The organism is Amycolatopsis sp. NPDC003731 (assembly GCF_053586895.1).
In genome coordinates this window covers 1-21,315 of sequence record NZ_JBSFNC010000119.1, presented here as the reverse complement: position 1 = coordinate 21,315, position 21,315 = coordinate 1, and the positions used below count along the sequence as shown (strand labels likewise).

Genomic DNA, 21,315 nt, shown 5'->3' with positions numbered 1-21,315 from the left:
AGTCTCCCCGACCTCGCACCGCGGCCCGTTCCACGTCTTCAGCCGGCGGCCGCGTCGTAGGCGACGCGGGCGGCCGCGATGTCGTCGCGGTGCTGCTCCGCCCAGCCGAGCAGGCCGTTCAGCGACTGGTACAGCTCCTTCGCCATCGCCGTGGCTTCGTACTCCACGCGCGGCGGGACGGTCGGGTAGATCGTGCGCTCCAGGAGGCCGTCGCGCTCGAGGTTGCGCAGGGTCAGCGTCAGCATTCGGCGGCTGATGCCTTCGACCGCGCGTTCCAGCTCGGTGAACCGCACCGGGCCGCGGATCGCTTCCAGCAGGATCCCGATCGCCCACTTGCCGCTGATCCGGTTGATGACCTCCAGCACCGTGCAGACGTCGAGTTTCTCCGGGTCGATCTCGGTGACCTGGAGGGGTACACCGATGTTCCCCTGGGACATGGAAGTGCCTCCTTACGCGGACGACCATGGTCACACATGATGGGCACTGTTACAAGAAGTGCCCTGGCGATGACCAGGGGAACTCTCGACTGGAGGGGCCTGACATGGCCGAGAACCACCCCACCCGCTCGCGCGGCCTCGCGTTGGCGGTGCTCTGCGCCGCCTCGCTGATGGTCGTGCTCGACAGCAGCATCGTCGCGGTGGCGCTGCCGGCGATCCAGGCCGACCTCGGCTTCACGCCCGCCGGGCTGTCCTGGGTCTTCACCGCCTACCTGGTCGCCTTCGGCGGCCTGCTCCTGCTCTCCGGACGGCTCGGCGACCTGCTCGGCCGCCGCCGCGTCTTCCTCGGCGGGCTGAGCCTGTTCACGCTGGCCTCCCTGGCCGGCGGCCTCGCCACCGACGCGGGCGTGCTGGTCGTGGCGCGGTTCGCCCAGGGCGTCGGCGGCGCGCTCGCGTCGGCCGTCGTGCTCGGGATGATCGTCACGATGTACCCCGAGCCGCGCGCCCGGGCGAAGGCGATCGGCGTCTACAGCTTCACGCAGGCGGCGGGCGCGTCGATCGGGCTCATCGCGGGTGGCGCCCTGACGCAGGCGCTGAGCTGGCACTGGACGTTCTACGTCAACCTGCCGATCGGCGTGGCCGCGCTGCTGTTGGCCGTCCGGGTCGTCGAGGCGGACCGTGGCACCGGCCTGCGCAACGGACTGGACGTGCTCGGCGCCGTCCTGGTCACCGCCGCGGTGATGCTCGGCGTCTACGGCATTTCGGCGTCATCCTGGGGTGCCGTGGCCGCGGCCGTCGTGCTGCTCGCGGCCTTCGCGGTGCGCCAGGCCAAGGCGCGGACGCCGCTGTTGCCGCTGCGGCTGTTCCGGATCCGCGCGGTCACCGGCGCGAACGTGGTGATGGTGCTGATGGTCGCCGGGATGCTCGGCTTCCAGTTCGTCACGGCGTTGTACCTGCAGCAGGTGCTGGGCCTCGACGCGCTGTGGACCGGCGTCGCGTTCCTGCCGGTGCCGCTGGTGATCGCGGTGGCGTCGCTCGGCTTCGCGGACAAGCTCGCCGCGCGGTTCGGTCCGCGGGCGGTGCTGCTGGCCGGGCTGGGCCTGGTGATCGCCGGCCTGCTGCTGCTCACCCGGGTGTCGGGCTCCTACTTCGCCGACGTCCTGCCGCCGCTGATGCTGATGGGCCTCGGCGCCGGCGCGGCCATCCCGGCGCTGATGGGCCTGGCGATGGCGGACGTCCCGGCGGAGGACGCCGGCGTGGCGTCCGGGCTGATCAACACGACCCAGCAGGTGGGGGCGGCGGTCGGCACGGCGGTGCTGGCGGCGGTGGCCGCGTCCCGCACGCAGAGCCTGGGCGGAGTGGCTCACCGGGAGGCGCTGGCGGCCGGGTTCCGGCTGGCCTACGGGGTCAGCGCGGGCTTCCTGATCGCGGCGGTCGCGCTGGGCGGCCTGGTCCTGGCCCGGCGAGCCGCGGCTCCGGTCGCCCCCGAGCCGGAGGTCTGCGTCGCCGGTCAGGCGTGATCCCAGGGTCGACACGCGTGATCAGAGGGTCGGCACTCGTGTTTGAAGGGTCGACACGGCTTCCTCTCCGTGTCGACCTCTCAATCACGCGTGTCGACCTCTCAATCACGTGAGTCGACCCTTAAATCACGCGAGGTAGGCCGAAAGCCCACGGTGGCCCCGCCGCATCATCAGCGCGTGGTTCGCGCGGAAGAGCGGCCGGGCCACCGTGTCGAAGCGCCGCAGCAACTCCTTCCGGGCCTGAACGTCCTGGGTGATTTCCAGCAGCGTGCCCGCGCCCGCCGCGCGGACCGCTCCCGTCAGGGTCCCGTCGAGGTCGCCACTGAGCCTGACCCGCATCAGGCCCGTGCGCTCGTCCTGGTGGTCCCGGTGCATCCGGACGACGATCCGGAACGGCAGCCGGGACCGGCAAACCAGCTCGGCGGTGTCGTCGTCCACGCGGCGCACCGCGCGGACGTCCGACCACCACCTCGGGTAGCCGGCGAGGTCGGTGACCACGCCGAACACCCGCCCGGGCACGGTTCCCGGCAGCAGCCACGTGCTGCGGAACCGGTAGCGCGCGCCCGTCACGTCACACCTGGGCCGAGACCAGCTTCCGGCCGTCCACCGTGACGATGTCGACCGACTTCACGTCGTCGGGGGCGACCAGCGCCGACCCGTCGAGGTTGAAGCCCTGGTTCTCCCACTTCTCCGAGACCTGCCAGCTGCCCGCGGTCACCGCTTGGCCTTCCTTGGTGACCACCTGGAGCAGGCACTTCTCGCCGGCCTTGACGCCCTTGACGTTGACGTCCACCTTGACCCAGCCCTGGAACGGGGCCACCGCCGCGGCGAGCTGCACACCGGTGGTCGGATCCCGCCCTTCGACGTTCTTCGTGCCGGGAACGTCCGACTGCGGTGCCGCGATGGTCCCGCCGCCGTCCGAGGCCGTCTGCCGTCCCACCAGCACGCCGCCGCCGAGGGCGGCCACCACCAGCACCGCCGCCGCGACCAGGGCGAGGCCCCGGCGGGACGAGCGGGGCGGCGCCACGCGCTCTTCCTCGTCGCGCACCCGGCGCAGGGTCTTCTGCAGCAGCAGGTCCCCGCCTTCGGGCGGCCCTTCGAGGAACGCCTCGGGCGGTACCTCGTCGAGCGAGTCGCGCAGGGCCACGAGCTCGTTCAGGTCGAACCGGCACTGCGCACAGGTCTGCAGGTGCCGCCGCTCGAAGTCGGCCGCCTCGTGGGGATCGAGCGCGCCGAGGGCGTACGCGCCGAGCTGCGTGTGACTCTCGTCCACCGAGTTCATCGCGCCACCTCCGTTCCGCTCGAAATCATCGCTGCTCTGAGTGCTCGTAGTGCGTAGTACGACCTTGATTTCACGGTACCCGGTGCGACGCCCAGTGTTCTCGCCGCTTCGGCCACCGTCCGTCCCCGGTAGTAGATCTCCACCAGGACCTCTCGATGCTCGTTGGACAGCCCGTCCATCGCGCCGAGCACGGTCATCGAGTCGACCACGCCCTGGGCGTGATCGCGCTCGACGGCCGGGGTCGGCACCCCTTCGGCCGGTTCGGCCACTTCCTGTGGCCGGGCCGCCCTGGCCCGTGCCCGGTCGGTGACCAGGTTGCGCGCGACGGTCAGCAACCAGCCGCGCACCGAGCCTTTCCCGTCGTTCTGCAAGTCGTCCGCGTGCTTCCACGCACGGACGAGCGTCTCCTGGACCACGTCCTCGGCTGCCGCCCGATCCCCGGTCAGCCTCGTCGCGTAGGCCAGCAGGCTTCGCCCGTGTTCGGCGTACAGCTGCCGAATCAGGTCTTCGCCTTTGGCCTTCTTAGGCCGCCTGCCTCCTATGGCCACCCTCGTCCTCCCGACGGTGTTCTGAGTCGGCGAGGACAGTACTGCAACCCTCAGCTCCACCGGCGGTGCGTGCGCCGAGCGCAGCGCGACCATGGTGTTCATCGGCTGCCCGTCCTTCCTCGTTCTGCCCGGAAACCCGTCGTCTGTCAGTACCCGGCGCCGCCGGCCTTGCTCTTCGCGGTGATCTTGCTGCCGTCGGGCGCGACGGCGAACCACGTGCCGTTGGCGCCTTGGCCGTTCATGTCGCCCGCGGCCTTGTCGCCCGCGTACTCGTACAGCGGAAAGCCGTTGAGCGTGATCTGCTTGCTGCCGTCCTTGCGGGTCGCGGTGCCCACCTGGGTGTCCTGGATGCCCTTGAGCATCGGGGTGGCGACCCCGGCCAGCATCGGCAGCCAGGACTTCGTGCAGTCACCGTCGCAGTTGGACGTCGGCGGCGAGGAGAGGTCCTTGTCGAACCGGTAGAGCGTCTTGCCGTCGGCGTCGGTGACCACCGCGCCGACCCCGTCGACCGTGGCGACCTGGAGCATCTTGTGCCCCGGCTCCCCGTGTTGCGGCCCCTGGGCACCGCCCGCCATGTCACCGCAGGCGGACAGGGAGGCGACGGCGAACAGCGCCACCGCGCTGACGACCACCGGCCGGATACGGTTCATGACGTTCTCTCCTCGGTGAGGGCGGCTCCGCCATCCGGCGGACCTCGACACCCAGAACACGGCGGCGGGCGCGAAACGGTTCAGCCGGGTTTTCGCGCCGTTCGGTGCCGGTTCGCCGCCGGATTGGTGTGTCCCGGTGATCGGCACGATCTTGTCGCCGTGCGGACGGCTTCCTAAGCTCGGTCACGTCCGCACCGCCGCCCCCGCCGTTCCGGGAGGCCGCCGTGCCCGTCAAACCCCTCGCCGTGGTCGCGCTGCTGGCCGTGGGCTGCTCCGCCCCGGCGCCCTCGTTCACGGCGACCCTGACCACGCCTACGGACATCGTGCTGAGCTGGCCGGACGACGACGCCGGGCACCGCGTCGACTACGCCAACGACCCGGCGGGCCCGTGGACGACGCTGCGGTTCCTGCCCGCCCACACGACGAGCTACCACCACCCGGACCTGATCCCGGAGACGCCGTTCTACTACCGGGAACAGCCGTTCACCGGTCCGGTGTCGACGGAACTGCGCGCGACCACCTCGGGTGACACGGTGACGTTCACCTGGGCCGACCGCTCGAGCGACGAGGCCGGGTTCCTCCTGGAGATCCGGCGTCCGGGCGAGCCGGACTTCGGCCCGGTCGAGGTGACCGACCCGGACGTGACGACCTGCGCGCTCTCACTGCTCCCGGGCGAGGAGCAGTCGGCCTTCCGGCTCCGGACGCTGCACTACGGCCCGCTCTCCCCGGTGGTCCACCAGACCACCGGGAAGGAGCGGTAGCCGCCGGCCGGCCTAGAGGACCGTCTTCAGGAACTGGCCGGTGTAGCTGTCCTCGATGTCCGCCACGTGCTCCGGGGTGCCCTCGGCGACCACCGTGCCACCACCCGAGCCGCCCTCGGGGCCCATGTCGATGATCCAGTCGGAGGTCTTGATCACGTCGAGGTTGTGCTCGATCACGATCACCGTGTTGCCCTTGTCGACCAGGCCGTTGATCACGCCGATCAGCTTGCTGATGTCCTCGAAGTGCAGGCCGGTGGTCGGCTCGTCGAGGATGTACACCGTCTTGCCGGTCGAGCGCTTCTGCAGCTCGCTGGCCAGCTTGACGCGCTGCGCCTCACCGCCGGACAGCGTCGGGGCGGGCTGGCCGAGCCGGACGTAGCCGAGGCCGACGTCCACCAGCGTCTGCAGGTGGCGGTGGATGGCCTTGATCGGCTCGAAGAACTCCGCGGCCTCCTCGATGGGCATGTCGAGCACGTCCGAGACCGTCTTGCCCTTGTAGTGCACCTCGAGGGTCTCCCGGTTGTACCGGGCGCCCTTGCAGACCTCGCACGGGACGTAGACGTCCGGCAGGAAGTTCATCTCGATCTTGATCGTGCCGTCGCCGGCGCACGCCTCGCAGCGGCCGCCCTTGACGTTGAACGAGAACCGGCCCTGCTGGTAGCCGCGCACCTTCGCCTCGGTGGTCGCGGCGAACAGCTTGCGGACGTGGTCCCAGACACCCGTGTAGGTGGCCGGGTTGGACCGCGGGGTTCGCCCGATCGGCGACTGGTCGACGCGCACCAGCTTGTCGACGTTGCCCAGGCCGTTCACCCGGGTGTGCCGGCCCGGCACCTGGCGGGCGCCGTTGAGCTTGTTCGCCAGTACCGTCGCGAGGATGTCGTTCACCAGCGTGGACTTGCCCGAGCCGGAGACGCCGGTGACCGAGACCAGGCAGCCGAGCGGGAACGAGACGTCCAGCCCGCGCAGGTTGTGCTCGCGCGCGCCCACCACGGTCAGCTGCCGCTTCTTGTCGATCGGCCGCCGGATGGCCGGCACCTCGATCCGGCGCCGGCCGGACAGGTATTGCCCGGTCAGCGACTCCTTGCTCTTCAGCAGCTTCTTGTACGGTCCACTGTGGACGATGTGGCCACCGTGCTCGCCGGCGCCCGGGCCGATGTCGACCACCCAGTCGCTGGAGCGGATGGTGTCCTCGTCGTGCTCGACGACGATCAGCGTGTTGCCCAGGTTCCGCAGCCGGGTCAGGGTCTCGATCAGGCGGTGGTTGTCGCGCTGGTGCAGGCCGATCGACGGCTCGTCCAGCACGTACAGCACGCCGACCAGGCCGGAGCCGATCTGCGTCGCGAGCCGGATGCGCTGCGCTTCGCCACCCGAAAGTGTGGCGGACGCGCGGTCGAGCGAGAGGTACGTCAGGCCGACGTCCAGCAGGAAGCGCAGCCGGGCCTGGATCTCCTTGAGCACCGCGCCGGCGATCATCGCCTCGCGCTGGCCCAGCTCCAGCTCGTCGAGGAACTGGGACGCCTCCGCGATGGACAGCGCGCAGACCTCGGCGATGGACATGTCGCCGCGGGTCTTGTGCTGCAGCGTCACCGCGAGGATCTCCGGCTTGAGCCGGGTGCCCTGGCAGGCCGGGCACGGCACCTCGCGCATGTAGCCCTCGTACCGCTCGCGCATGTACTCGGACTCGGTCTGCTCCTGGCGCCGCTCGAGGAACGGGATGACACCCTCGAAGTTCGCGTAGTACGAGCGCTGGCGGCCGTAGCGGTTCTTGTAGCGGACGTGGACCTGCTCGTCGACGCCGTGCAGCACCGCCTTCTGGGCGCGCGCGGGCAGCCGCCGCCACGGCGTGTCCATCCGGAAGCCGATGGTCTCCGACAGCGACTCCAGCAGGCGGATGAAGTAGTCCGCGCTCTGCCCGCCCGACCACGGCGCGATGGCGCCCTCGGCCAGCGACAGCTCGTCGTCCGGGACCACCAGCTCCGGGTCGACCTCCTTGCGGATGCCGATGCCGGTGCACTCCGGGCAGGCGCCGTAGGGCGAGTTGAAGGAGAACGAGCGGGGCTCGAGGTCCTCGATGGCCAGCGGGTGGCCGTTCGGGCAGGCCAGGTTCTCGGAGAAGCCGCGGATCCGGTGCGGGTCGTTCTCCGGGAGGTCGACGAACTCGAGCTCGATCAGCCCGTCGGCCAGGCGCAGCGCCGTCTCGACCGAGTCGGTGAGCCGCTGCCGCGAGGCCGCCTTCACGGTCAGGCGGTCGATGACCACGCCGATCTGGTGCTTTTCCTGCTTCTTCAGCTTCGGCGGGTCGGTGAGCGCGTGGACCGTGCCGTCGACGACCACGCGCGCGTAGCCCTGCTGCTGCAGGTTCTCGAACAGGTCGACGTACTCGCCCTTGCGCCCGCGGACGACGGGGGCGAGCACCTGGAACCGGGTGCCCTCCTCCATGGCGAGCACCTGGTCGACGATCTGCTGCGGGGTCTGCTTGCTGATCGCCTCGCCGCAGGTCGGGCAGTGCGCCTTGCCGGCGCGGGCGTAGAGCAGGCGCAGGTAGTCGTAGACCTCGGTGATCGTGCCCACGGTGGAGCGCGGGTTGCGCGAGGTCGACTTCTGGTCGATCGACACCGCGGGCGAGAGGCCCTCGATGAAGTCGACGTCCGGCTTGTCCATCTGGCCCAGGAACTGCCGGGCGTACGCCGAGAGCGACTCGACGTAGCGGCGCTGCCCTTCGGCGAAGATGGTGTCGAAGGCGAGGCTCGACTTCCCGGACCCGGACAGGCCGGTGAACACGATCAGGCTGTCGCGGGGCAGGTCGAGATCCACGCCGCGGAGGTTGTGCTCGCGGGCACCGCGAACAACGAGGCGATCAGCCACGCCAGGGTCCTCTCAATGTCTTCTTCAGTGCGGTCGCCGACCCGGTGTCAAGCTGCACGGGCGGCCGCGATCCATGCTACGAGCCACCACCGACAAAAACGGGTTCCACGTCCTTGACCTGCGGTTCTTCGGGCTTTCGACGTCTGGTGAGCCACCGGTGGGCCGGGCGTTCGACCCCCGCGGTGACCGCCCAGCCGGCCAGCACGGCGGCGCCGACGACGACGGGGAGCCGCAGCCAGCCGGGGAGGCCGAGGTCGAGCAGGGTGCGGGCCAGGATGTAGCCCAGTTCCTGGTGCACCAGGTAAAGACCATACGAGATGCCCGCGAGCCAGGTGACGGCCGGGGCGATCCGCGCGAGTCCGGGGAACCGCCAGTCCGGGCCGCGGGCGGCCACGCAGACCAGCAGGAGCAGCACGGCGAACCCGATCGTGGACGGCCAGCGCTGCGCGTCCTGCGGCAGCGCGACGTGGAACGGGAAGACCTGCAGGTCCTGCGCGGCCACGGCGGCGAGCACGAAGAGTGCGATGTGCCACGTCTTCAGCCGCCGCTGCGCCCACAGCCAGATCGCCACGCCGATGGCGAAGACGTGCAGCCGGTGCAGGCCGAGGCCGTAGTAGAACGTCTCGACGACCGGGCTCGCCGTCCCGGGCGCGAAGACGAGGAACCGCAGCGCGAGCGGGACCAGGATCAGCGCCCAGAGCAGGGCGGCGGTCAGCCGGTGGGTGCGCCACGACCGCGGCCACAGCAGGGCGGCGCCGGTGAAGGCGAGCAGCTGCACCGGCAGCGTCCAGTAGGAGCCGTCGAGGTAGTAGAACGTCTCCGACCGGACGCCCCACTCCTGCACCATGCCGAGGTTGGCGAGCAGGTCCAGCCAGGTCGGGATGTACCACGGCGAGGGGTCCGTCGGCGGGCCTTGCGGCACGCCGAAGAGGAACCCGGTGACGCCGGGCGGGTAGGGCAGGCCGCTGAAGGAGATGGCGGCCCACCGCGTCACGACGTAGGTCAGCAGGACGGCGACCAGGTAGGCGGGCACGAGGCGCGCGACGCGGTTCCACAGCCACCGGCGCGGGTTGCCCTTGCGGAGGCTGGCGCAAACGAAGAAGGCGGAGATCACCAGCAGGATCGCGGCGCCGAACTGCGCTGTCACCCGGAAGGGGTACCCCGTGAGTTCCGGGTGCAGCAGGGCACCCTGGTGGGTGACGTGCCCGAGCACGACGGCCAGCACGGCGACGACCCGGAGGAGGTCCCAGCTGATCCGGCGCGGCGTCGGGGAGGTGGGCACGGTCGTCCTGAGGTCGGCTGGGCTGGGGTCGCCGTGAGCCTACGTGGCGCGGTGAGCGCCCGCTTGTGCGGGTGGAACCGGTTGGAGCGAAACGACTACCGTGTGCACGGTGAACATCGTGGACACCTACACGGGGCACGTCGACCCGGGCGGCGACGCCACCCGGCGCACGCTCGACGCGCTGACCATCACCAAGCTGTCCGTCGGCCCGATGGACAACAACGCGTACCTCCTGGTGTGCCGGGCGTCGAACGAGGCGTTGCTCATCGACGCGGCGAACGACCCGGACCGCATCTCCGACCTGATCGGCCACGGCCCGGACCGGCCGTCGTTGAAGACGGTGGTCACGACGCACCAGCACCAGGACCACTGGCAGGCGCTGGGCGCGGTGGCGGGAGCGAACGGCGCGAACACGGCGGCCCACCCGCTGGACGCCGAACCGCTGCCGGTGCCGCCGGACTTCCTGGTCGAGCACGGCGACACGCTGACGGTCGGCGAAGTCACGCTGTCGGTGATCCACCTGCGCGGGCACACGCCGGGCTCGATCGCGCTGCTGTACCGGGACCCGGCGGGTCACCCGCACCTGTTCACCGGGGACTCGCTGTTCCCGGGCGGGGTCGGGAAGACGTCGTCACCCGAGAACTTCACGTCGCTGCTGGACGACGTCGAGACGCGGCTCTTCGGGGAACTGCCGGACGAGACGTGGTTCTACCCGGGCCACGGGGACGACTCGACGCTGGGCGCGGAGCGGCCGAAGCTGAAGGAGTGGCGCGAGCGCGGCTGGTGACCGCGCGACGGACGGGGAGGGCCGGTGGGTCTCACCAGGCACGCCAAGCGGGTGCTCGAGCAGCAGGCTTCGGCCCTGCTCACCGAGCACATCCCGCAGCTCGACGGCGACCGCCGCCGGATTCTCACCGCCCTGCTCGTCGAGACCGCCGGTCGCCGGCGGCTGTTGGTGCGGGCCGAACCGGCCGGCCCGCGCGCCGACGCCTTCCTGATCGGCCCCGAGGGCCTCTTCGCCGTCACCATCGCCGCCGGCCCGCCGCCGAGTCCCCATGCCCTGGTCCGGCACGCCGAAGAGAGCTGGGCCGGGATCCGGGACGGCCGGGGCCGGGAGCTCACCGGCAGTGCCGTCCACTTCGTGCTCGTCACCCCCGGCCCCAAGCGGGCCGTCCGGGACCCCGGCCCGTTCCGCGTCGTCGCCGAGACCGAGCTGGCGAAGCTGCTCAAGCCCGCCGCGCCGCACCTCGACCGGCGTCAGATCGACGCGATCGGCGAACAGGCCGCCAAGATCCTCGACGGCTACGTCCCGCTGCGCGTCAAGCCGCCCGAAGCCGGTGAGGCGGCAGCCGGATTCCTCGACGCCGGCACCCTCGTCGAGGCCGAGGTCGCCGCCGCTCAGCTGCGGCCGTTCGACTCGTGGCTCACCTTCCTGCACCCGCACCAGCGGGCGGTCGTCACGCGGGACTACCGCGGGCCGGCGCGGATCAGCGGACCGGCCGGGACCGGGAAAACCGTCGTTGCGCTGCACCGGCTCCGGCACGTCGCCCGGCGGACCTCCGGTCCCGTTCTCTTCACCACCTTCGTGCGCACCCTGCCGCCCGTCCACGAGGCCGCGTTCCGCCGGCTGGCCCCGGAATTCGGCGGCCGCGCCGAGTTCGTGCACCTCCACGCCTGGGTGCGCCGGTTCCTGACCGAACGCGGACGGCCGGTCGAGGTCGACGCGCGCGGGGTGCGGACCGCGTTCGGCCGGGCCTGGTCGCGGCACCGCGCCGTGCTGGAGCCGATCGAGCGGCACGACGAGTACTGGCGGACCGAGCTCGACCGGGTCATCAAGGGCCGCGGGTTCACCACGCTCGAGGAATACCGCCGTCCGGCGACCCGGCGCGGGCGCGAGGTCCGGCTGGGCGGCGAGCAGAAGGCCGCGGTGTGGCAGTTCTACGAGACCTACCAGGAGATGCTCGCCGAGCGCGGGTTGCACGACTACAACGACGTGATCGACATCGCGCTCGCCGAGCTGCGTCGGGAGCCGCTGGAAACCCGGTACGCCGCGGTGGTCGTCGACGAGGTGCAGGACATCACCCTGAACGGGCTCCGGCTGATCAAGGAGCTGGCCGGCACCGGCCCGAACCAGCTCCTTCTCGTCGGCGACGGCCAGCAGCAGGTCTACCCGGGCGGCTGGCGGCTCTCCGACGCCGGCATCCCGGTCCTCGGCCGGGGCGAGGTGCTGCGGGTCAACTACCGCAACCGCACCGAAGTCCTGGCCTTCGCCCAGCGGTTCGACGCGCGCAACGAAGTCGACGACCTCGACGGCGCGTCCGGGATCGCCTTGAAGAACGCCGAAGCGGGCAACACCGGCGGGACGGCGGTGTCCTGGCGCGGCACCGAAGCGGACCTCGCGGCCGAACTGACCCGGCGGATCGCCGGCCTGAACGCCCCGCTCGGGCAGACCGCGCTGATCGTCTTCCAGCGCCAGGACCTCGTCCGGTGCCGGCGGATCCTGCGCGAGGCCGGCATCCCCGTCCTGTCCCTCGACGACTACTCCGGCGCCCCCGACGAGCACCTCAAGGTCGGCACCGTGCACCGGGCCAAGGGGCTCGACTTCCAGGCCGTGCTGGTCGTCGAGTTCCCGGCCCGGGCGGGCGAAAGCGGTGCCGCCGCGGAGGAGGCGTCGGAGCTGCGCGACCGGCAGCGCCTCGTCGCGGCGACGCGCGCTCGCGACTTCCTCTGGTGGGGTGTCGTCGACGAGGTCGCGGACCCGGACGAAGCAGCCGGGTAACGATAGAGGACACCGGGGCAACTTCGCGGACGAACCGGGCGTCTCCAGCGCACCCAGCGCTGGGACACCCATCGGTTCTCTCCGCCAGGAGGCCCACCATGTCCAGACCGAAGTGGCGCGCGCTCGCCGCTGCCGCCCTGCTGATCGCCGGAGGCGGGATTCTCGCCGCCGCCGCGGGACCCGCCCAGGCCGCTCCCGTCACCCCGACCATGACGAACATCCGGACCGGGCTCAACACCGGGTTCGACCGGGTCGTGCTCGACCTCACCAGCGGGCCGGCGCCGACCGTCTCCTACCAGCTCGTCGACGAGCTGACCGCTGACGCCAGCGGGGAAATCGTGTGGCTCACCGGGGAGTTCTTCATCGACGTCGCCGTCCACCCGGCCGCCGCGCACGACGAAAACGGGAACCCGACCTACCCCGGGCCGACGAAGTTCCGGACGCGGAACCTGCGCAACGTCATGGCCGTCGCCGTCACCGGGGACTTCGAAGGTCAGGTTTCGATCGGGCTCGGCGTGCGGTCGCGGACCGCGGTGAACGTCTTCACGCTCACCGCGCCCAACCGCGTCGTGATCGACGTGGCCCACTGACCGGGTGAGGCCGGCGGGGGAGTCACCCGCGCTCGTACGGGATCTTCTCCCCCGCCTCGACCGCGAACGGCAGGTGGTTGCCCGCCGGCGGCAGCGGGCACGTCGCGAAGTCCGTGAACGCGCACGGCAGGTTCACCGCGCGGTTGAAGTCCAGCGTCACCGTGCCGTCCGCGCCCGGCGCCCCGACCGGCAGCGAGCGGTTGGCGGCGTACGTCGTCACACCGCTCGTCCCGTCGGTGAACAGGATGCTGAAGCCACCGTCCTTGCCGTTGAACGCCGTCAGCGTGTGCTCGACGCCGTCGCGCGAGAAGCGGACGACACCCGGCGCCGTGTAGACGTGGCTCAGGCCTTCCACGACCGCGCCCACGGTGGTCGGCCGCGGCGCGTCGAACGGCTCGAACCGCCCGGACAGCACCCACGACGGCGACGGCTCGTACGCCGGGACGCCGCGGAACTCGCGCAGCACCTCGGCCTTCGGGTCGTGGACGCGGATCAGGTACCCGGACCGGCGGGCCACCTCGATCTCGACGTCACCGGACAGCACGCGCGTGCCCGCACCGCTGTTGACCAGCTCGAACCGCCGGACGTCGGTGATCGGCTCGCCGTCGTGCGAGAGGGAGGCGCCGGCCGGGTCGACGTACGCCGCGTCGGCGTCCTGCCACCAGCGGCCCGGGATGCCGGGGTACTCGCGCGGGGAGCCGGTCAGCCAGTCCAGCGACACCAGCGCCAGCCAGCCGTGCGGCTCGGCCAGGTCGGTCTCGCGCCGGGCCTTCCAGTCCTGCCACTCCTGGGTGAACGTGCTCATCGCGGGCCCCTTTTCCGTCGGCTACGACTGTGCCAACCCGGGGCCGGCGCGGCTATTCCACGTCCCAGTATCCGGACTCCGGTGTCAGTCGAACGACCACTGCAGCCCGTAGCTCAAGCCCTGGTGCAGGTCGTGGAACTCGAGGCCGACCTCGCCGACCCGGTTGACGGTCAGCGCGTCACCTGAGTCGATGCCGTCGTCGACCACCCGGCCCGGGACGCCGTTGAGGCGCCACACCCGCGACGGCGGGGCCGACCGGTCGAACCGGACCCGCACCGTGAACTCCTCGCAGCGGCGCAACGGCGTCATGGCGTAGTACGGCCGCAGTTCCGTGCGCCGCGGCGTGAACCGGATGCCGTACTCGTGGCGCTGGCCGAGCCGCAGCGGGTTCGGCAACCGCATGATGAACTGCGCGTGGCTGGCCGACATCTGGCGCGCTTCGACGATTTCGCCGCCGAACAACGCGTCCGCGGTGATGTCCGGCACCGGGTCGCTGCCCGGTTCGGCCGGCACGCTGAACGGCAGGACCAGCTCGTCCAGTTCGTCGACCTCGGCGACGATCCGGCGCTCCTCCTGCAGCTCCGCCGGGGTGCGGTCGAGCCGGAGCATCGCCTTCATCGACTCGACGTACCAGCCGGCCAGCGGGTGCGGGTCGCGGCGGGGCGCGGGCGCGCCGAGCAGCTCGTCGATCCGGCGGAAGGCCAGGTCGATGCGGCGGCGGGCAGTGCGCGGGTCGCGGTCGAGGACGCTGGCCAGCCACGAGATCCGGCGGTCGAGGAACTCCCCCGCGGCCTCTTCGTGCAGGCCCAGCGCCGCCAGCGCGGCCAGCTTCAGGTCCGGCGGGAGCCGTCCGCAGAGTTCGGTCAGCCGCAGCACGAGCTTCTGGCGCGCGGCGGCGGGCTGGTCGGTTTCGGTGATCGCGCAGGCCGCCCGCAGGCAGGGACCGATCCGCTGGTGCAGATCGGCGGCGTCGAGACCGCGGCCGCGGCGCAGTTCGTTCAGCTCGCGCACGAAGGGGGAGGTGTGCTCGTCCGTCGTCCCACCCCCTCGTCCCCCCGCGGCAGACTTTCCCACGTTACCAGTTCCCGTTCTCGGAAAGCAGCAAAAATCGCGACCGCCGGCATTCGGGAATACCGGCCGACCGACCCCCCACGAGCCGGCCGGCCGGTTTCACCACAGGTCGGTTCACCCGAAGATCAGGGCCCAGATCGAGTGGCTCTCCATCAGACACACCTCCTCATCGCTGTACCCGGGCCGAGGTGGAAAGCGGCGCGGAGCCGTGCAACGCCGGACCTGCCGGTTCCGCCGCGCTTCCGGCGGCCACCGCGAAACCCGCGAGGGCGCCGGCCACGAACGCGGCGAAGACCGATTTCACCGGGGGTCGGAATCTTGCAGTGGGCGTTCACGGCACGGGCTCCCCGACCTCGCTGATCAGAAAATCCGGCCGGGTGGCATCGCATTCTTTTTCCCGGCCGGGTCCAGGATCGCCGGGCGGCGCCGCCGGTCAGAGGCCTGCTGTCACCGGTCTTGTGTGCCGTTTGGCTCAGAGTGGGCGAAGGCCCGCAGGACGCGCAGCTCGCGGATGAGGAAGCGGCGCCGGCCGGTCTCGACGATCCCGCGCTCCCGCAGCACCCGCAGCGCCCGCGCGACGGTACGCCGGGCGGCGCCGATCTGCGCGGCGATGTCCTCCTGCGACAGCGCGTCGACGACCACGCCCTCCGGCACGGTCCGGCCGCGCTCCTCGGCCAGCCGGACCAGGACGACCGCGACGCGGCGGCTGACGTCGAAGGCGGCCGCGTCGATCCGGGCGGACTCGGCGTTGCGCAGGCGTGCGGCGACCGTCTTGATCGTCGCGATGGCGATCGCCGGCCGCGCGTGCAGGACGTCGACGAACTCCGCGCCGGTCAGCTGGAAGACGGTGCAGGGTTCGATCGCGCGCACCGACGCCGACCGCGGCCGCCCGGTGACCGCGGCGAGGTCGCCGAGCACCTCGCCGGGGCCGCGCAGGCCGAAGAGCACCTCGCGGCCGTCCTCGACGATCGTGGAGACGCGCACCCAGCCGGAGACCAGCACGTGGACGTGGTCGGAGGGGTCGCCTTCCATGAGCACGAGGGCGTTGGCGCGGAACCGGCGCCGGGTGCCGCGGGCGAGCAGGTACTCGCGATCGGCGTCGGCGAGGTAGGCCAGGAGTGCCCCCTCCGCCGTGTCGTCGTGCCCGCTCATGGTTCCCCTCCGGAGGTTCACCGTAACCCGGCGTGGCGGCCCGGGGCGAGGGGCGCGACCGGTAGGGTCGCCGCGTGGACGTGGAGATCTACACCGACGGCGCGTGCAGCGGGAACCCCGGACCGGGCGGCTGGGGCGCGGTGCTGCGCTACGGCCGGCACGAGCGCGAGCTGTACGGCGGCGAAGCCACCCCGACGACGAACAACCGCATGGAGCTGACGGCGCCGATCCGCGCGCTGGAGAGCCTGACGAGGCCGTCGCAGGTGCGCGTCTACACGGACAGCACGTACGTGCGCAACGGCATCACGCAGTGGCTGCCCCGCTGGAAGAGCAACGGCTGGCAGACGGCGGCGCGCGCCCCGGTGAAGAACGCGGACCTGTGGCAACGCCTGGACGCGGCGATCGGCGGCCACACGGTCGAATGGCTGTGGGTCAAGGGCCACGCCGGACACCCGGAGAACGAGCGCGCCGACCGGCTCGCGGTGCGGGGTGCCCAGGAGGCGCGGGAGAGCGGGAAGCCGGTCAACGCCGGTTGAGTCCGGAGTGGACGGTCGTGGCAGAATTCGCCGATGCCTCCCGCTCCGTGCCCGTGCGGCCTCGCCGAGTCCTACGCCGCCTGTTGCGGCCGGTTCCACAGCGGCAGTCTCACCGCTCCCACCGCCGAGCTCCTGATGCGGTCGCGGTTCAGCGCCTTCGCCGTCGGTGACACCGGCTACCTGCTGCGCACCTGGCACCCCGGCACGCGGCCGCGGCAGCTCACGCTCGATCCCGGGCAGGAGTGGACGCGGCTGGAGATCCTCGGCCGGACCGGCGGCGGCCTGCTGCACGCCGAGGGCACCGTCGAGTTCCGGGCGCACTACCGCCACCGGGGCCGGGACGGCTTCCTGGAGGAGAACAGCCGCTTCCGGCGTGAGGACGGCCACTGGGTCTATTTCGACGCGGAGGCCTGAAGCCCGCGCCCGGCGTGCTAAACAGTGCGGCGATGGGAAAACTGACGCGCCGCGCCCGGGCCAAAGCGGACTACCTCGGCTTCCTCGGCGCCCGGGAGTGGCCGCTCGCCGCGTCCGGGCTGGGAGTCGTGCTCGGCGTCGTCACCATCCTGCCCAGCGCCGTCGGCGTCGTGCTCTCGGTCGTCGCGCTCGCGCTCGGGGTCGCGACCTTCACCCGGGACGTCCGGCTGCTGCGCCGGCGGTGGGCCGGGTTCGAGTTCACCACCATCGCCGCTCCCTTCCCCACCGCGGAACTGCCGCCGCCCGCCGCCTACCCGGAGTCGGCCTACCTCGCCGTGCCCGCCCGCGGGACCGCGCTGGTCAGCGCGGCCATCGACCGGGACCTGTGGGAAGAGCGGCACACCATCGACGTCGCCGAGGAGCCGTACCGGCTGCCGCCGTCGCTCAAGGCCACCGCGCCGCACGTGCTGCCGCTGCGGGCCCGCGGCCGCCTGTTGTTCAACGGCCCGATCGTCGGCATGCGCGGCGAGCCGCTGCCCGCCACCGGGGCCCGGCCCGCGCCGATCCGGCTGCACCGGGCGCGGTTCTTCGACGCCGTCTGCTCGAACGAGCTCGCCGCGCTCCGGATCACCCGCACCGGCACCGGCGAGGAGTACGACCTGCGCAAGGCCGAGCTCACCGACAGCGCCGGCGCGCTGCGCGAGCTGAGCGGCAGCGCGCTGGCCGACCTCGTCGGCGTCTCGACGGTCGCCTTCACCACCGACGGCAAGCTGGTCACCGTCCGGCAGTCGCCACTCAACTCCGTCAGCGGGCTGCTGCTCGCCCCCTCCGGCAGCGGTTCGCTCGAGCCGCGCGACCTGCGCACGCCCGACGGCGGCCGGCGCCGGTTCCTGCACACCGCGGTCCGCGCCGGGATGGAACGCGAGCTGTGCGAGGAGAGCGGCCTGACCCCCGAGGACGTCCGCGAGACGAAGGTGGTCGGCTTCGCGCGCTGGATGGAACGCGGCGCCAAGCCGGAGTTCTTCGGACGGACCGAGCTGGCGGTGGACAGCGCCGAGGTCGCCCGGCGCCGGCCGGTCAGCGGCGAGCGGCTCTACAGCGCCGGCCTGACGCTCTTCGACGTCGACCTCGCCGCGATCGGCGCCGCGCTGGCCGGCGGTGTCCCGCTCAGCGAGGCACTTCCTCAACGGCTCTGGGAAGACGGTTCCCTGCCGCTCCTGCTGGCCCTGCGGGCCGCCGCGGCGTGGCAGGCGGCCCGGGTCTGACGAAACGGCCTCTGTTCCCGGCGTGAGCGGGCCGCTACGATCGTCGCAATTGTTAGGAAAGTTCCCTAACGATGGTCCGCTGTCCCCCGCCGCCGTGGGTGCCTAGGAGGCGCGCTAGTGAGCTATCGGCAGAGAAGAACCCGGACTCTCCTCGCGGCGGCGGTGCTGGCCGTCGCGGCGAGCGGCGCCAGTGTCGCACCGGCCACCGGGCAGGAACCGGTCAGAGCGGTGGTCGCGGCCGCGGCCCCGGCGACCGCGGTCCCCGGCTTCCTGATCCAGACGTCCGCACAGGTCAGCGACGACGCCGCGGTCTCCAAGCCCGGCTACAACACCGCCGGCTGGTACCCGGTCGGCCCGCGCTCGACCGTCTACGCCGGCCTGCTGGCCAACGGCAAGTACGCCGACCCGTTCTACTCGACGAACATGAAGAACGTGCCGACCGCGGACTTCCAGGTCCCCTGGTGGTACCGCACCGACCTCACGGTCGCCGACACCACCCAGCGCACGTACCTCGACTTCAGCGGCGTGCTGTCCAAGGCCGACGTCTGGGTCAACGGGACGCGCGTCGCCGACAAGACGCAGGTCAACGGCGCCTACACCCGCCACGACCTCGACATCACCGCGCTGGTGAAGGCGGGCACGAACAGCATCGCGTTCAAGGTCTACCCGAACGACCCGAACAAGGACCTGTCGATGGGCTGGATCGACTGGGCGCAGACCCCGCCGGACCAGAACATGGGCATCGTGCGGGACGTCCTGGTCCGGCGCAGCGGCCCGGTGGCGCTGCGCGGCGGCCACGTCGTCACGAAGCTGACCGGGACGAGCCACGCCGACCTGACGGTGAAGGCCGACGTCCGCAACGACTCCGGGGCCGCCGTCTCGGCGACGGTGTCCGGCACGGTCGCCGGGCGGGCGATCAGCCAGACTGTCTCGCTGGCGGCCAAGGAGAAGAAAACCGTCACGTTCGGCGTGGTCGGGATCGACAACCCGCAGCTCTGGTGGCCGGCCGGGATGGGCGGGCAGCCGCTCTACGACCTCGACCTGACCGCGAGCGTCGGCGGGACGGCGTCGGACTCCTCGCACTCGAGCTTCGGCGTGCGCACGGTGACGGCGAACAAGAACGCCAGCGGCGGCCGGTCCTACACGATCAACGGGCGCCCGCTGCTGATCAAGGGCGGCGGCTACTCGCCGGACCTGTTCCTGCGCTGGAACGAGCAGTTCGCGGCCGACAAGCTGGCCTACGTCAAGGACCTCGGGCTCAACACCGTGCGCCTGGAGGGCCACATCGAGCCGGACGAGTTCTTCGACCTCGCCGACCGGATGGGCGTGCTCACGCTGCCCGGCTGGGAGTGCTGCGACAAGTGGGAGGGCCAGGTCAACGGCAGCGAGAAGGGTGACCCGTGGACCGCCGCGGACTACCCGATCGCGAAGGCGTCGATGACCGCGGAGGCCGAGCGGCTGCGCGACCACCCGAGCGTCATCTCCTTCCTCATCGGCAGTGACTTCGCCCCCGACGCGACGATCGAGAAGAACTACCTCGACGCGCTGTCCGCCGCGGACTGGGCGACGCCGGTGGTCCCGGCCGCGTCGGCGAAGTCGTCGCCGCAGCTGGGGTCGTCCGGGATGAAGATGAACGGGCCGTACGACTACGTCCCGCCGAACTACTGGTACGACAAGGCGCACAGCGACCTCGGCGGTGCGTGGAGCTTCAACTCCGAGACCAGCGCCGGGCCGGACATCCCGACGATGGACACGCTCAAGCGGATGATGTCGGCGAGCGAGCTCGACACGATGTGGAAGAGCCCGTCGACCGCGCAGTACCACCGGTCGTCGTCTTCGACGTTCGCCAACCTGAAGCTCTTCGGCGACGCGCTGACCGGCCGCTACGGCAAGCCGTCGAGCCTGGCCGACTTCGTCCGGAAGGCGCAGCTGGCGCAGTACGAGAACGTCCGCGCCGAGTTCGAGTCGCACTCGCGGAACTTCAGCGACAGCTCGAACCCGGCCACCGGGATCATCTACTGGATGCTCAACAGCGGCTGGACGTCGCTGCACTGGCAGCTGTTCGACGCCTACCTCGACCAGAACGGCTCGTACTTCGGGGCCAAGAAGGCGAACGAGCCGCTGCACATCCAGTACTCGTACGACACGAAGTCGGTCGTGGTGGTCAACCACAACCACGACGCGGCGTCGGGGCTGACCGCCCGCGTGCAGCTGTTCAACCTGGACGGGACGTCGAAGTTCGACCAGTCGAAGAGCGTTTCGGTGGGCGGTGACGGCGCGAAGACGACGGCGCTGACCATCGGTTCGGTGAGCGGGCTGTCGACGACGTACCTGGCGAAGCTGGTGCTCACGGATTCCTCGGGCAAGGAGGTCAGCCGGAACGTGTACTGGCTGTCCACCAAGGCCGACACCTTGGATTGGGGCAACAGCGACTGGTACTACACGCCCACGACGTCGTACGCGGACCTCTCCGGGCTGAACTCGCTGGGTTCGGTCACGCTCGGGTCTTCGGCGACCTCGACGGCGAACGCCGACGGCACCACGACGACGAAGGTGACGCTTTCGAACCCCTCGACGGGCAAGGTGCCGGCGTTCTTCGTCGACGCGCACGTGGTCGGCACGGCGGGCGCGCCGGTGCTGCCGGTCCGGTGGACCGACAACCAGGTCAGCCTGTGGCCGGGCGAGTCGACGACGCTGACGGCGACGTACCGGACCGCGGACCTGCACGGAGCGGCGCCGTCGGTGCGGGTCGCGGGCTGGAACACCGGGACGAAGACGATCCCGGCGGACGGCTCGACCGGCCCCGGCCCCGGTGACCCGGTGGACTACCAGGCCGAGGACGCGACGATCACGAACGGCGTCGCGGAGTCCAACCACGCGGGCTTCACCGGCACCGGGTTCGTCAACTACGACAACGCGGTCGGCAGCGCGGTGGAATTCACCGTGCCCGCGGCCGCGGCGGGCAGCGCGAACGTCGTCCTGCGCTTCGCCAACGGCACCACGGCGAACCGCCCGATGGACATCACGGTCAACGGCACGAAGGTGGCCTCGGCCGTGGCGTTCGGCGGAACGGGCAACTGGGACACCTGGCAGACGGTCTCGATCCCGGTCACCCTGACGGCCGGGACGAACAAGATCAAGGCGACCGCGACGACCGCCAACGGCGGCCCGAACGTCGACAAGATCACCGTCTGACGCTCGAGCCGGGGCGGTCTCGGGCCGCCCCGGCTCAGTCCCACAGCAACCGCTGCTCCCGGTCCGGGTCGCTGACCGTCGTCGAGACGTCGTCGAAGAGCCGCGTCACGCGGTCCGCCGTCGTGTACCGCGGCCAGCCCGGGTCCCCGGTGCTCACGAACCG

The 21,315-nt window shown here is 71.4% G+C and carries 19 protein-coding genes; 9 read left to right on the top strand and 10 right to left on the bottom strand.

The window, feature by feature from the left end; all coding sequences use genetic code 11:
* Window positions 1-38: 38 nt before the first annotated feature.
* Window positions 39-437: a winged helix-turn-helix transcriptional regulator gene (locus ACWDN5_RS35045; protein WP_310976626.1), complete on the bottom strand. Its 399-nt coding sequence runs from the start codon at window positions 435-437 to the stop codon at window positions 39-41.
* 104 nt (window positions 438-541) lie between these two features.
* On the opposite strand from ACWDN5_RS35045, the gene ACWDN5_RS35040 reads away from it, so the two are divergent.
* Entirely contained in the window at window positions 542-1,957 is a 1,416-nt protein-coding gene (locus tag ACWDN5_RS35040) for a DHA2 family efflux MFS transporter permease subunit (RefSeq protein ID WP_449679299.1), read from the top strand.
* A 126-nt stretch (window positions 1,958-2,083) separates the two neighbouring features.
* Here ACWDN5_RS35040 and ACWDN5_RS35035 read toward each other — a convergent pair whose 3' ends face one another.
* The 4 genes from ACWDN5_RS35035 to ACWDN5_RS35020 form a co-directional block, all read right to left on the bottom strand.
* Window positions 2,084-2,527, bottom strand: a complete 444-nt coding sequence (locus ACWDN5_RS35035) for an SRPBCC family protein (RefSeq protein WP_310976629.1) — start codon at window positions 2,525-2,527, stop codon at window positions 2,084-2,086.
* A gap of 1 nt (window position 2,528) precedes the next feature.
* Window positions 2,529-3,239, bottom strand: coding sequence for an anti-sigma factor family protein (locus tag ACWDN5_RS35030; RefSeq protein WP_310976630.1), 711 nt, complete (start codon window positions 3,237-3,239; stop codon window positions 2,529-2,531).
* The gene (locus tag ACWDN5_RS35025) at window positions 3,236-3,787 is read right to left on the bottom strand and encodes a sigma-70 family RNA polymerase sigma factor (protein ID WP_026469270.1); all 552 of its coding nucleotides are present in this window, start codon (window positions 3,785-3,787) and stop codon (window positions 3,236-3,238) included. Before ACWDN5_RS35025 ends, ACWDN5_RS35030 begins: the two co-directional genes overlap by 4 nt.
* A 146-nt stretch (window positions 3,788-3,933) precedes the next feature.
* On the bottom strand, window positions 3,934-4,437 hold the full coding sequence (locus ACWDN5_RS35020) for a hypothetical protein (protein WP_310976632.1): 504 nt from the start codon (window positions 4,435-4,437) through the stop codon (window positions 3,934-3,936).
* Window positions 4,438-4,661: 224 nt separating this feature from the next.
* On the opposite strand from ACWDN5_RS35020, the gene ACWDN5_RS35015 reads away from it, so the two are divergent.
* On the top strand, window positions 4,662-5,198 hold the full coding sequence (locus ACWDN5_RS35015) for a fibronectin type III domain-containing protein (protein WP_449679298.1): 537 nt from the start codon (window positions 4,662-4,664) through the stop codon (window positions 5,196-5,198).
* A 12-nt stretch (window positions 5,199-5,210) separates the two neighbouring features.
* Here ACWDN5_RS35015 and uvrA read toward each other — a convergent pair whose 3' ends face one another.
* Together uvrA and ACWDN5_RS35005 are read right to left on the bottom strand one after the other, a co-directional pair.
* Window positions 5,211-8,063, bottom strand: coding sequence for an excinuclease ABC subunit UvrA (uvrA, locus tag ACWDN5_RS35010; protein ID WP_310976635.1), 2,853 nt, complete (start codon window positions 8,061-8,063; stop codon window positions 5,211-5,213).
* 76 nt (window positions 8,064-8,139) lie between these two features.
* On the bottom strand, window positions 8,140-9,345 hold the full coding sequence (locus ACWDN5_RS35005) for an acyltransferase family protein (RefSeq protein ID WP_449679297.1): 1,206 nt from the start codon (window positions 9,343-9,345) through the stop codon (window positions 8,140-8,142).
* A gap of 109 nt (window positions 9,346-9,454) precedes the next feature.
* Between ACWDN5_RS35005 and ACWDN5_RS35000 the strand changes: the two genes are divergently transcribed.
* From ACWDN5_RS35000 to ACWDN5_RS34990, 3 genes are all read left to right on the top strand, one after another.
* The gene (locus ACWDN5_RS35000) at window positions 9,455-10,132 is read left to right on the top strand and encodes an MBL fold metallo-hydrolase (RefSeq protein ID WP_310976637.1); all 678 of its coding nucleotides are present in this window, start codon (window positions 9,455-9,457) and stop codon (window positions 10,130-10,132) included.
* A gap of 24 nt (window positions 10,133-10,156) precedes the next feature.
* Window positions 10,157-12,124 carry a UvrD-helicase domain-containing protein gene (locus ACWDN5_RS34995; protein WP_449679296.1) on the top strand — a complete coding sequence of 656 codons (1,968 nt, stop codon included), beginning with the start codon at window positions 10,157-10,159 and terminating at the stop codon, window positions 12,122-12,124.
* 98 nt (window positions 12,125-12,222) lie between these two features.
* Window positions 12,223-12,714: an AMIN-like domain-containing (lipo)protein gene (locus ACWDN5_RS34990; protein WP_310976640.1), complete on the top strand. Its 492-nt coding sequence runs from the start codon at window positions 12,223-12,225 to the stop codon at window positions 12,712-12,714.
* A 22-nt stretch (window positions 12,715-12,736) separates the two neighbouring features.
* On the opposite strand, the gene ACWDN5_RS34985 is transcribed toward ACWDN5_RS34990, so the two are convergent.
* From ACWDN5_RS34985 to ACWDN5_RS34975, 3 genes are all read right to left on the bottom strand, one after another.
* Window positions 12,737-13,519, bottom strand: a complete 783-nt coding sequence (locus ACWDN5_RS34985) for a DUF1684 domain-containing protein (RefSeq protein WP_310976641.1) — start codon at window positions 13,517-13,519, stop codon at window positions 12,737-12,739.
* A gap of 84 nt (window positions 13,520-13,603) precedes the next feature.
* Window positions 13,604-14,530, bottom strand: a complete 927-nt coding sequence (locus tag ACWDN5_RS34980) for a hypothetical protein (RefSeq protein ID WP_449679295.1) — start codon at window positions 14,528-14,530, stop codon at window positions 13,604-13,606.
* Between the two features lie 507 nt (window positions 14,531-15,037).
* Entirely contained in the window at window positions 15,038-15,742 is a 705-nt protein-coding gene (locus ACWDN5_RS34975) for a Crp/Fnr family transcriptional regulator (protein WP_310976645.1), read from the bottom strand.
* 74 nt (window positions 15,743-15,816) lie between these two features.
* On the opposite strand from ACWDN5_RS34975, the gene rnhA reads away from it, so the two are divergent.
* The 4 genes from rnhA to ACWDN5_RS34955 all read left to right on the top strand — a co-directional run bounded on the left by rnhA (window position 15,817) and on the right by ACWDN5_RS34955 (window position 21,152).
* Entirely contained in the window at window positions 15,817-16,278 is a 462-nt protein-coding gene (gene rnhA / locus ACWDN5_RS34970) for a ribonuclease HI (RefSeq protein ID WP_310976647.1), read from the top strand.
* A 33-nt stretch (window positions 16,279-16,311) separates the two neighbouring features.
* A complete protein-coding gene (locus ACWDN5_RS34965; RefSeq protein ID WP_449679294.1) occupies window positions 16,312-16,692 on the top strand; it encodes a YchJ family protein in 381 nt (126 codons plus the stop codon).
* 32 nt (window positions 16,693-16,724) lie between these two features.
* Window positions 16,725-17,957 (top strand): hypothetical protein, encoded by a 1,233-nt coding sequence (locus ACWDN5_RS34960; RefSeq protein WP_310976650.1) that lies wholly within the window; start codon window positions 16,725-16,727, stop codon window positions 17,955-17,957.
* A 117-nt stretch (window positions 17,958-18,074) separates the two neighbouring features.
* A complete protein-coding gene (locus ACWDN5_RS34955; protein ID WP_449679293.1) occupies window positions 18,075-21,152 on the top strand; it encodes a glycosyl hydrolase 2 galactose-binding domain-containing protein in 3,078 nt (1,025 codons plus the stop codon).
* Window positions 21,153-21,315 lie beyond the last annotated feature (163 nt).